The organism is Leptolyngbya sp. FACHB-321 (genome assembly GCF_014695975.1).
Lineage (GTDB): Bacteria > Cyanobacteriota > Cyanobacteriia > Leptolyngbyales > Leptolyngbyaceae > Stenomitos.
The window spans coordinates 1-10,334 of sequence record NZ_JACJPI010000027.1; the positions used below are offsets into that span (position 1 = coordinate 1).

Annotated in this window: 9 protein-coding genes and 2 pseudogenes; 9 read left to right on the forward strand and 2 right to left on the reverse strand. The window is 48.6% G+C overall.

The window, feature by feature from the left end:
* Positions 1-715: 715 nt before the first annotated feature.
* From H6F76_RS30225 to H6F76_RS31325, 5 genes and pseudogenes are all read left to right on the forward strand, one after another.
* A pseudogene (locus H6F76_RS30225) lies at positions 716-922 on the forward strand (ISKra4 family transposase); the annotation flags it as partial.
* A 200-nt stretch (positions 923-1,122) separates the two neighbouring features.
* The gene (locus tag H6F76_RS02915; protein ID WP_242036497.1) at positions 1,123-2,187 is read left to right on the forward strand and encodes a sulfate ABC transporter substrate-binding protein; all 1,065 of its coding nucleotides are present in this window, start codon (positions 1,123-1,125) and stop codon (positions 2,185-2,187) included.
* A 5-nt stretch (positions 2,188-2,192) separates the two neighbouring features.
* Positions 2,193-3,062: a sulfate ABC transporter permease subunit CysT gene (gene cysT / locus H6F76_RS02920; protein ID WP_190505776.1), complete on the forward strand. Its 870-nt coding sequence runs from the start codon at positions 2,193-2,195 to the stop codon at positions 3,060-3,062.
* Positions 3,052-3,933 carry a sulfate ABC transporter permease subunit CysW gene (gene cysW / locus H6F76_RS02925; RefSeq protein ID WP_190505779.1) on the forward strand — a complete coding sequence of 294 codons (882 nt, stop codon included), beginning with the start codon at positions 3,052-3,054 and terminating at the stop codon, positions 3,931-3,933. Before cysT ends, cysW begins: the two co-directional genes overlap by 11 nt.
* 20 nt (positions 3,934-3,953) lie before the next feature.
* A complete protein-coding gene (locus H6F76_RS31325; protein ID WP_199321885.1) occupies positions 3,954-6,326 on the forward strand; it encodes a DUF3604 domain-containing protein in 2,373 nt (790 codons plus the stop codon).
* Positions 6,327-6,390: 64 nt separating this feature from the next.
* Here the strand turns inward: H6F76_RS31325 and H6F76_RS02935 are convergent, their stop codons facing one another.
* Positions 6,391-6,597 carry a hypothetical protein gene (locus H6F76_RS02935; protein WP_190505781.1) on the reverse strand — a complete coding sequence of 69 codons (207 nt, stop codon included), beginning with the start codon at positions 6,595-6,597 and terminating at the stop codon, positions 6,391-6,393.
* On the opposite strand from H6F76_RS02935, the gene H6F76_RS02940 reads away from it, so the two are divergent.
* The 4 genes from H6F76_RS02940 to H6F76_RS02950 all read left to right on the forward strand — a co-directional run bounded on the left by H6F76_RS02940 (position 6,589) and on the right by H6F76_RS02950 (position 9,078).
* Positions 6,589-6,816, forward strand: a complete 228-nt coding sequence (locus tag H6F76_RS02940; protein WP_190505783.1) for a hypothetical protein — start codon at positions 6,589-6,591, stop codon at positions 6,814-6,816. The genes H6F76_RS02935 and H6F76_RS02940 overlap by 9 nt on opposite strands.
* A gap of 248 nt (positions 6,817-7,064) precedes the next feature.
* Positions 7,065-7,970 (forward strand): UV DNA damage repair endonuclease UvsE, encoded by a 906-nt coding sequence (gene uvsE / locus H6F76_RS02945; protein ID WP_190505786.1) that lies wholly within the window; start codon positions 7,065-7,067, stop codon positions 7,968-7,970.
* Between the two features lie 60 nt (positions 7,971-8,030).
* The gene (locus tag H6F76_RS30845) at positions 8,031-8,156 is read left to right on the forward strand and encodes a hypothetical protein (RefSeq protein WP_277881177.1); all 126 of its coding nucleotides are present in this window, start codon (positions 8,031-8,033) and stop codon (positions 8,154-8,156) included.
* Positions 8,157-8,358: 202 nt separating this feature from the next.
* Entirely contained in the window at positions 8,359-9,078 is a 720-nt protein-coding gene (locus H6F76_RS02950; protein WP_190505788.1) for a hypothetical protein, read from the forward strand.
* Between the two features lie 352 nt (positions 9,079-9,430).
* On the opposite strand, the pseudogene H6F76_RS02955 reads toward H6F76_RS02950, so the two are convergent.
* A pseudogene (locus tag H6F76_RS02955) lies at positions 9,431-10,244 on the reverse strand (IS5 family transposase).
* Between the last annotated feature and the right edge of the window lie 90 nt (positions 10,245-10,334).

Here is a 10,334-nt window from a genome sequence, read left to right on the forward strand (position 1 = left end):
ACTGGAATCAATGGTTTAACGATTGCTCATTCAACATCCGTGCTATCAGTCTCGTAAGCTTTTCGATTCATATTCCCATTCTAATAATTGGGTATCATCCGCTACTGCTCAAATGTCCTCTGATACCAAATTAAATTGCAAGGGCTACAGAGCCTTTGCCCCAATCCCCAGCCCTTCTCCTCTAGGAGAAGAGTGCTAAAGGCAAAATTCCTCTCCCCTCGGGAGAGGGGTTGAGGGTAGCTCGCTTGAGCTGTAACGTCTAGTTTTGAACCTGGTATTACTTAACTTCTTTCAAGAATGACAAGGTTTGACAACCTAAGCATCCGACCCGCTGCCACAAGATGTTGAATCGCTTAATGTAGCTAGTTTTTCCAGATTTCTTGCCCGCACAGTACACCTTGTTTGCGTCTCTCTTAAAGCCACCGAGTTCGATCAGTAGACTCTGTAGTGTCCACTTGATGCAGGTCATGCAAGCGCTCTTCTATGTGCTGGTGGCTGCGCTATAGCCCAATGGGCATTCAAGAAAGGTGACTGTTGCCCCACAAGTATCCACTCTACTCCACGGTCTACTACTAATTAATTTATAGCTACCCTGCTGCAACAGGTGAGACTGAAGCATGATCAGCAAGTACCAGAGTGGCAAGACTAACACCGCCTGCTTAGGCAAAAGCGCATTCACCAATTATCAGCGCAAGCTCGCCGCGTTTTCGAGGCGTATCTCGACAAATACCAGACTCGGATTGTTAATTATGTCTACTCCCAAGCCGAGCAACTGTGCTCCATCGGCTTAGGAGCAGTTGAGTCTGCGATGAAGCAAATTGACTATGGATTACAAATCTCAGACGCATGATCGAACGTGGAGTCCGTTAACTCAATGTTGCCATTGAGCTGCGTGTATCTCAATAGTCAACTTGCCTTTTAGCTCTCCTCACATAAGTGGGGTACTCTCTCTTAAGCATGCTAAGTTTTCCAATTTTTTGAAGCTACTTGCTCAAAAACTGAGCTGATAATTTTATAAACTCACATTTATCAGTCGACTTTTCGGTGTATCTTGTTTGAAAGTAGGTTGGGCTGTGAAATTCTAACAGAAACCTCTAGATTGTCCGTTATCAAGAGAGAGTTATGAAAAGGCGCTCTGTGCTGTATACCTTTCTATTTACAGCAGGTTTTTTAATGACGGCTTGCACTCAGCCCCAGCCGTCGGGGCAAGTTGGACAAGACGCAGCATCTAAGACACAGGCAACGGGAACCCCCTCTGCTGTTAATCTGACGTTTGTATCGTATGGCGTGGCTAAGCCCCTCTATTCCAAAATCATTCCAGCATTTCAAGCCGACTGGAAAGAGAAAACAGGTCAGCAGGTGACTTTCAAAGAATCCTATGGGGCTTCTGGCGCTCAAACGAGAGCCGTTTTAGGAGGTTTAGAAGCAGATATTTTGGCTCAGAATATCCAAAGCAATGTTGCTCCACTCGTTGAAAAGGGGTTTGTCAGTGCTGACTGGAGTAAACGCTTACCCAACCAAGCTTCTCCCGCGAATACTGTCATGGTGTTAGTCACCCGTCCTGGCAATCCTAAGCAGATCAGCGATTGGCGAGACTTGGCAAAAGATGGGGTGTCGATCGTGGCAATTAATCCTCAAACCTCTGGCAATGCTCGTTGGGGCATTCTAGCTGGCTATGGTGCGCTAGCAAAGGCCGAAGGTGAACCAGCAGCAAACACTTATCTAAACGGCTTTGCTAAAAATATCAAAACGCTGGTGGGCAATGGACGAGAAGCCACAGATGCCTTCGTCAAAAACAAGATTGGGGATGTGCTGGTGACATTTGAGAATGAAATCATCTTCACCAACGATGCCATTCCTGATGATTATCCCTATATTGTGCCAACGAACAATATTCAGGTCGATTTTCCGGTAACTGTAATTGACAAAACTGTTGATAAGCGTGGCACTCGGAAGGTTGCGGAGGCATTTACAGCGTTTTTGTTTACCCCAAAAGCGCAAGAAATTTTTGCCCAAGCAGGGTATCGCCCAATCGACAAGCAAGCCTTTGCTACAAAATCTAGCCAGTACAAACCTGTAGACAAACTCTACACGATCGCAGATTTCGGCGGATGGCAGGCGGTCAACAAAAAACTGTTTGCTGATGGTGGCTTGTTTGATGTGGCTCAAGCAGCAGGCAAACCGTAAGCATCATGATAAGTCGCACGAATCCTATTCCCCGAAATGCAGGTCGGGCATTGTTTTCTGGGCTAGTGCTAACTTACCTAAGTTTCATCCTGCTACTGCCGTTAGGAGTCATCTTTCTGCAAGCCTCCAAGCGTCCGTGGCAGGAGCTATGGCAAGTCATTACAGCGCCGGCTGCCATAGAAGCCTATAAGCTGTCCTTCTCGGCAGCAATTCTGGCAGCGCTCATCAACAGCGTGTTTGGGATGATTCTTGCCTGGATTCTAGTGCGTTATGACTTTCCCGGTAAGCGATTTGCAGATGGTTTGGTAGATTTACCGTTTGCGATGCCTGCGGTGGTGGCGGGAATTGCTTTGGTATCCCTATACGGTCCAGATGGGCTGTTGGGGCGGCACCTCAATCCCGGCACTGCTTTAGGAAATGGGCTACAGCAATTGGGGTTCTCCCCCGTTAACTTGACTTCATCTGTGATCGGTGTGGTGTTTGCCAAAGTTTTTGTGACGCTGCCTTTTGTGGTGCGCACTGTACAGCCTGTTTTAATGGAGCTAGAGCCAGAGGTAGAAGAAGCTGCCTATGTCTTAGGAGCCAACGATCGACAAGTATTTTGGCGAGTAATCTTTCCGCAATTGCTATCGGCAATTCTTACAGGCTTTACGCTTGCCTTTGCCCGAGGTGTTGGTGAGTATGGAGTCGTCGTTTTAATTTCAGGCAATATTCCCTACGAGACGATGATTAGCTCTGTCTATATTTACCGTCGTCTAGAAGAGTACGACTACAGTGGAGCCACAGCTGTTGCGATCGTCCTGCTCATCATTTCGCTAGTTGTTTTGGTTTGTATTAACTTGCTGCAATGGTGGGCACGGCGATATGAGAATTAGCCTATTTCTGCCCAAGCAGCTTGCCCTGCGATTACAACAGCTTCCTTGGGGTCGCTATCTTCTCATTGGTTTAGGGCTGTCCTTTCTGGCAATTGTTGTCCTTTTTCCCTTGCTAACGGTGTTTTACCAAGCGTTTGCCAATGGCATGACTGCTTACTGGCAAGGCATTACCACGCCTGAAGCCCAACATGCGATCGTGTTGACCTTAGCGATTGCGCTGATCACGATGCCAGTGAATACGGTTTTTGGGATTGCGATCGCCTGGATCCTGGCACGCTATCATTTTTTGGGTAAGTCGGTGTTAGTAGGGTTGCTAGACTTACCACTCGCTATTTCACCCGTGGTTGTGGGATTAATGTTTATCCTGCTCTACAGTCCGACAGTGGGCATTTTTGGCAGTTGGGTAGAGGCGAGCAACTTTAAAGTAATTTTTGCCTTGCCCGGAATGGTGCTGACGACGTTGTTTGTAACGCTGCCTTTCGTGGCGCGGGAAGTGCTGCCAGTCTTTCAAAGTATGGAAATCGAAGCGGAAGAAGCCGCACAGACACTAGGGGCAAATGCTTGGCAAATCTTTTGGCGCGTTACATTTCCTACGATTCGCTGGGCTGTGCTTTATGGCGTCATCCTCTGTACATCCAGGGCGATCGGTGAGTTTGGTGCTGTTTCAGTCATCTCTGGGAAATTGATTCTGGAAACCAACACGCTAACGCTACACATTGAACAGGTATATGCCGAATATCAAACCGTTGCTGCCTTCGCTTGTGCTTCGCTGCTTGCCCTTTTGGCGTTACTCACTTTGGTTGCCCAAGAATTATTGCGAATGACAGATAAGCTGCAAACGTCAGTACATGCTTCCAGATCTAAGAATTAGCCTATAAAAGGAACAATATTGTGGACGAAACGCTGGATTGTTTGGGGGAATATGCCCATCCTCAAGGGTATTTGGAATATGTCAGCACACTACCTTTTTTAGGACAACTGCATTGTTCAACCCAAACGATCGAAGCTGGAAGCTGGCAAGAAATTCTGCTCGACTATGAGGTTGGCGCTTCTGGGATTGCAGATGGTGCCTGGATTAAAGTGACATTCAAGTTCTATTCAGACTGGGGGCTATTTCAGACTGAAGATCCTTTAGCCGCCAACTATATTTCTGCGGAATATCAGGCGCGTCCAACCCTTCTGGGGGAAAGCCCTGCTACGGTGCAAGCACTCAAGGTGCGCTTTGATCAAAAAGGACATGAACGCCCCTTTCAAAAAGCCATCATTATTGACATTGTAGACGGCTATCTCAAACCCGGAGATCACATCTTGATTCGCTTGGGCGATCGTCGTGCCGGGGGACCCGGAACCCGTGTGCAAACCTTTGTCGAGCAAGGCTTCCGTTTTCGCGCCTATATTGATCCCGTTGGCACCTCTCGCTTTGCTGCTATTCCAGGGGATGTTGTGCTGGATATTGTCCCTGGAACACCCGAAAAGCTGACCGTGATTAGCCCTCGATTAGTCAGAGCAGAAACAGCTTTTCCTTTAAGAGTTCGAGCTGAAGACCGCTGGGGCAATACCTGTTGGAACTTAGGCAAATCGCTGAAATTAGTTCAGCAAAGTACATCTGGAGCAATCGTCGAGCAAGAACTTAACTTCCCCGAGCAAGGATGGGCAGTTGCCAAAACGGATTTGACTTTGGCAGCGATCGAAGAAACACTGTTTCAAGCCACTTTGATTGGAACCCATTTACAAAGTGATTTAACGCCTGTCACTGTAGAATCTGACTTGGCTTATCCGCGTGCCTTTTTTGCTGACTTGCATGTGCATTCCAACAACACGGTTGGAACCAATAGCACGGAATACAATTTCACCTATGGTCGAGATGTTGCCGGATTAGATGTTTTAGGCTACACCGCAAACGACTTTAACATCACTAAAGAACGGTGGCAGGAGGATGTCAAACAATGTCGAGAGATTACTGAAGAAGGACAATTTCTCTGCTATCCCGGAACGGAGTGGTGCGGCAATTCTGCTGCCGGCGGCGATCGCAATGTGATTTTTCTGGGAAATGAAGTGCGATTTCCCTACGATCCTCAGGGTAAGCAAGTGCGCTCGTTTGAGTGGAATGAAGAAATGAAGGGGCAGGAACTAGTTCCAGGTACCTGGCCCGTCGATCGGCTGTTTGCGGCTTATATTCACGATCCAGATCAGCATTTGCTGATTCCTCATGTGGGGGGGCGACGTGCCATTTTAGATTGGCATCATCCCCGATTAGAACGGTTGGTTGAAATTGGCTCGGCCTGGGGACATTTTCCCTGGTTTTATCAGGATGCTATTCGTCGGGGCTATAAGGTTGGCGTGTCTGCCAATGGAGATGAGCATCGAGGACGATGTGGTGGCGGCGTTCCGGGTACAGCCGTCTTTGGTGTAAATGGCGGATTGACCGGGGTGATTGCTCCATCCCTAACTAAATCAGCCATTAATCATGCCCTACGCGCTCGACATACTTGGGCAACAACGGGCGATCGTCTGGTTGCACTGCTGTGGTCGGGTTCCCACATTCAAGGGGATGAGTTTACCGCAGCCGATTCAGTCAAGATGCAGTATCGGTTTTTAGGTACAAGCGGCTGGGATGAGATTGCTGCTTATACAGATACAGGCTTGTTGTGGAGCCGTAATCTTCAAGCGGAGGCAGGTTATTCTTCCGATCGCATTCGGCTACGATGGGGAGGCGCGCGCATTAAGGATCGCTATCGTTGGGCAGAATGGCGCGGGGTATTAGAGTACTCCCATACACTTGTGCAGAGCTATCAAGCCTATGGATTGGAGCATCCTGAGGAATATGTGAGACGAGCCAGCCCTCTCAAGCTAGAGTTTCGTTCGGATACCTACGGAGACAGTGATGCAATCGAATTAGAATTATCTGACTTGCTCCAAGCTCGTTTTCGCCTGCATATTCAAATTGGCAGCTACACCAAGGTTGGTAGCGCACTGCAGCATAATCCCTACATCCATTGTCCTGAGTTTACCTGGGAATTCACAGGACAAGAATTGCTAGCGCAAGCAAATTTGCGCCAAGAATTGGGTGGAGCAGAGCTTTTTGTTGCCGTAGAGCGTGTGAGTGAAAAACAGATGCCTCGGGACTTAAGCGGTGAATTTACACTAGCTCCGCAATCCCAATCGCATGGCTTTGTCCCTATCTATCTAGCGGGTCGCCAAGTTGATGATTCAAAAGTTTGGACAAGTCCCCTGTTCGTTGAATTTGAGAAGCCCTCGTTCTAACTAGACCTCAACGTGACGACGCTGGGTGTTCAGAACTGCGATGGGAAAATAACCAAATCGGTTTTCATTGACAGGGTGGTTGCCGAAAGCGGTCGCTGAGCCACAGCCCTCGATAGGCATAAATTTGAAAGCCTTCTAGATACTCAGTTGCAGACTCCCTCTGCCCATGTAATTGCTTGGAGCCATCGAATACTAGCTTTGTAGGGCGATCGCAAACCCAGCATATCCCTTTGCACAACCCACCCAACCTGTAAGCAAGTGTTTGCACCAACTGCCATTGCTCCTGATTACAGGTAACCCCGCTCAAGGAGCCAATCTTCTTCCTGCCAGGTATAGCCCAACTCGGCGACAAGAGCGATTAGCGTACTGGGGCTTAAACGTTGAAGTGGGTATTCCTGACAAGCTAGAGCCAACTCAGCACCACTCTCTAAAATTACGTAAGGTACAGCCCTATTACTGGCAGCAAATTTATGGTGAGAGCAAGGAATAATGGCATGTTGTTCTCTGGGTCATGACAGCACAACAATTCGCTTAGAGCAGGCTGTTGAAAAGCACAGGTGTTGAGTTTGAGGCTATTTCAGCTGCTCAAGCGAACCCTTACACTGAGTTCACCTGCGTCAGGTAACAACTGTTAGTATTGACAGTGAGGAGAACAGTTTTGGCAATGGAAAGTGACACGGCTGGAAAGAACGCAGTCCCAAGATTTACTTTCCTCAAGTAGGTAAAGGATGAAGGTCAGTGCCTGAGCTAGGATTAGTCTGCATCACAACCTCTGATGCCGTTCGTTATCGCACCATCACGCGCAAACGCTTGTTACAGTTAGAAGCAGCAGAACAGCAAAAAGCTTTACGGACTTTATATGGGGAAAATTTACGACGGTTAGGGGTGGCGATCGATTTTTGTCAGGCGCAGCAGATTCATCTCTATCGACTGCCCTCTGCTACGTTTCCTTTTGCGGACGAGCCTGTAGGCGAGTCAATCCTAACGGAGTTTACTGAAGACTTACGGCAAATTGGTGATCGTGCTTTAACGCTTGGTATTCGATTGGTGCTGCACCCCGATCAGTTTGTGGTACTCAACTCTGATCGTGCCGAAGTCATCAAAAATAGCATCAAGATTTTGAAAACGCACGCCCGTCTCTTTGACCTGTTGGGGTTGCCGCCATCGCCTTGGGCCTTGATGAACATTCATGGGGGCAAGGGCGATCGCTCCCAACGTCTGATTCAGGTGATTCGGTCTTTGCCAGATAATGTGCGTTGCCGTCTCACCTTGGAAAATGATGAATACACTTATAGTGCGACCGAAATTGCTACTATTTGTCAGGAAGCTCAGGTAGCGATGGTGTTCGATGCGCATCATCACGTCATTCATGAACAGCTAGACACTTATGAAGACCCTAGCGTCGCAGCCATGATCACAGCCGCACGTGCAACCTGGTCCAGACCGGAGTGGCAATTGGTTCACATTTCTAACGGTAGTCACTTCTTTCGTGACCCACGCCATAGTGATGTCATCACTGTTATGCCCAGCGCTTACCGCACTGTGCCGTGGATTGAAGTAGAAGCGAAGCAGAAGGAAGTGGCGATCGAAAAACTAAAGCAGGAATGGTTGTTTGCTGCTGCAAAAGAACATGCAAGCTCTTAGTACACCAGTTAACGGGTTTGTGGAGCCGCGACAAAGCCGCTGCAAACAGATTGATCGATAATGCCACGAGAACCTGATAGCCTTGCTGGCGTAGTTTGTGAAGCTGCTCAGCGTGCGCCAATCGCCTTGCCCGCCGTTGCTGCATCTGTATTGTTAGGCAATCGGCAGTTTCTAGGGAACGATTAAAGCTTTGCCTCACTGAGCGCCGCTAACTGCTTCAAGTTAGCCACAACCGCTTTTGGTCGTTCTGTGCACATGGTACTGTCAACTTAACCGGGCATCATCAGAATTAAGCACGATCATCCTTAAAGCTTCAGCGAGGCTCGCTATCCTAAGAGTGAGCCAAACTCTACAACAGTAGAGAACGTAACGAAGCGAGCGGTAAGGTATGGTAGAACACAGGTTAGGTTTGAAGCCGTTGCACCAACGATCGACAGAGGCACTGAAGCAGGAACTATTGCGCTTGACTGCAAAGCGGGATACCGATGCTTTGAGTCAAAAAGTCCAGTTTTTTAAGGAAACCCTAGCACCCGTTTTTGCAGAACTGAGTACCCGCAATCCTTGTCCCCAAGTCGAAGCGCAAGCGGCGATCGTCATCGGTGTCTGGAAACCGCTTTGGTCGACTATTCCGTTTCAAGATACGATTCCTGGACGGTTGCGCGAGCAGTCCTACCAAATCTTTCATGCGGATGGCTACTATGCTAACATCGCTCGTTATGCGCCAGGCAAGCAGCTGCCGTTGGTGAAGCACCTGCCATCTTTCCTGTTCGCTTACGACTTCATGATCATCCAGCAATATCAAATTGCTAACGCACAGTGGTGTATCCAAAACGTGGCGATTCAGCAGCAGTTGCGCTTTGGACCAATGCCGCTTAACCCTGAACGAGCGGAAGCCTGGTTTACCAGGGTAGCCGCACAAAAAGACTTGGTTGCAGTGCCTAACTTTGCCAATTTGGATCAAAAAACAGCTAAACGGTTCACCACTATCTTTCAAGCCACGCCCCAGCTAGAGCATCTTTACATCGACCCCGAGTTTCGGCTCGTTAAATCACAGCGGAGTCCGAAACAGCGTCCGTCCTACACCATCGCCGTCCGGTTACACAACTGAGCCAGTTTGATCAAATGGGTATGACACTGTCCTCGCTGCAACGCTAAGCGTGCCTGCCAGAAGCCATTTTTCAGGCGGATGCCCAAGCAGATTGTCTCAAAGCGGCTTTTAATGCAGCTCTCGCTCGGCAGCGGCAGCCTAAGCTGAGGGTCTCAAACCTCATTGGCGCAAGGCGTTTTGAGACTTGGTTTGTGCAGTGGGTTTTGAGATGCTAGGAGTTCAATGTTGCCATCGATGAGCGATCGCTTGCTTCCGCTCGATCGCCTTGTATTTCAGTAAGCTGGCAATTATGAATGGATCGGGATTCAATGAAAGCATCTTCTATCAAATGTATGTGGGTTATGAAACCACTCTATAAACCGTTAGAGGACGTTTGAGAAGTAGCGAATAATGCCAATCTTCGCAGGAGTGTACGGAGAGAAGTAGAGTAGATGAATGCTTCTGACGTTTCAGGCAAATACTCGTAGTCTTGACTCAATCGTCAATACCGCCCCAGCCAACCATAAGTTCGCTCCACGACTCAACGACGTAGCATGACCTTAGAAACTGCAGTCAATCGGAGCAAGTTCTACACCCGGAGCCACGATGCGACGACATGACCCAGCAGTGGGCTGTTGCACGCGCTGCACACTCCATCCCAATTGCTCCTGAACCCAACTGACAAACGTGGTGCGATACCCTCCATCGACCCACCGATGCTGCAAGCGGGGAAATTGAACATTGTCTAACAGATGCTTTGCGCCTTCCTGATCTACTGTGTTGGCAGCAAGTATCTTGGCTTTGAGAACGAATCCTTGCGTATCAACTAGCAAGTGGCGCTCGCGTCCTTTGACCTTCTTGCCACCGTCATATCCACGTTCTGTGCCGCCCACTTCAGTCGTTTTGATTGACTGAGCATCAATAATTTCAGCACTCGGTGTTGCCACTCGTCCCATCGCTTGTCGCAGTTGTTCGCGCACAGTTTTGAGCATCGTTCCCCACACATCGGCAATACTCCAAGTGCGAAACTAATAGTAGACCGTTTGCCAGGGCGGCAACTCGTGTGGGAGTAAACGCCAAGCACAGCCAGAGCGTTGAATGTAGAAGATAGCGTTAATAATTTCGCGCGTACTTCTGAAACGCGGACGTCCACCGGGTTGAGATACTGGAATCAATGGTTTAACGATTGCTCATTCAACATCCGTGCTATCAGTCTCGTAAGCTTTTCGATTCATATTCCCATTCTAATAATTGGGTATCATCCGCTACTGCTCAAA

Coding starts and splice junctions, on each gene's coding strand:
- H6F76_RS02915 (WP_242036497.1), top strand. CDS start 1,123: ATGAAAAGGCGCTCTGTGCTGTATACCTTTCTATTTACAGCAGGTTTT.
- cysT (WP_190505776.1), top strand. CDS start 2,193: ATGATAAGTCGCACGAATCCTATTCCCCGAAATGCAGGTCGGGCATTG.
- cysW (WP_190505779.1), top strand. CDS start 3,052: ATGAGAATTAGCCTATTTCTGCCCAAGCAGCTTGCCCTGCGATTACAA.
- H6F76_RS30845 (WP_277881177.1), top strand. CDS start 8,031: ATGCCACGAGAACCTGATAGCCTTGCTGGCGTAGTTTGTGAAGCTGCT.
- H6F76_RS02950 (WP_190505788.1), top strand. CDS start 8,359: ATGGTAGAACACAGGTTAGGTTTGAAGCCGTTGCACCAACGATCGACA.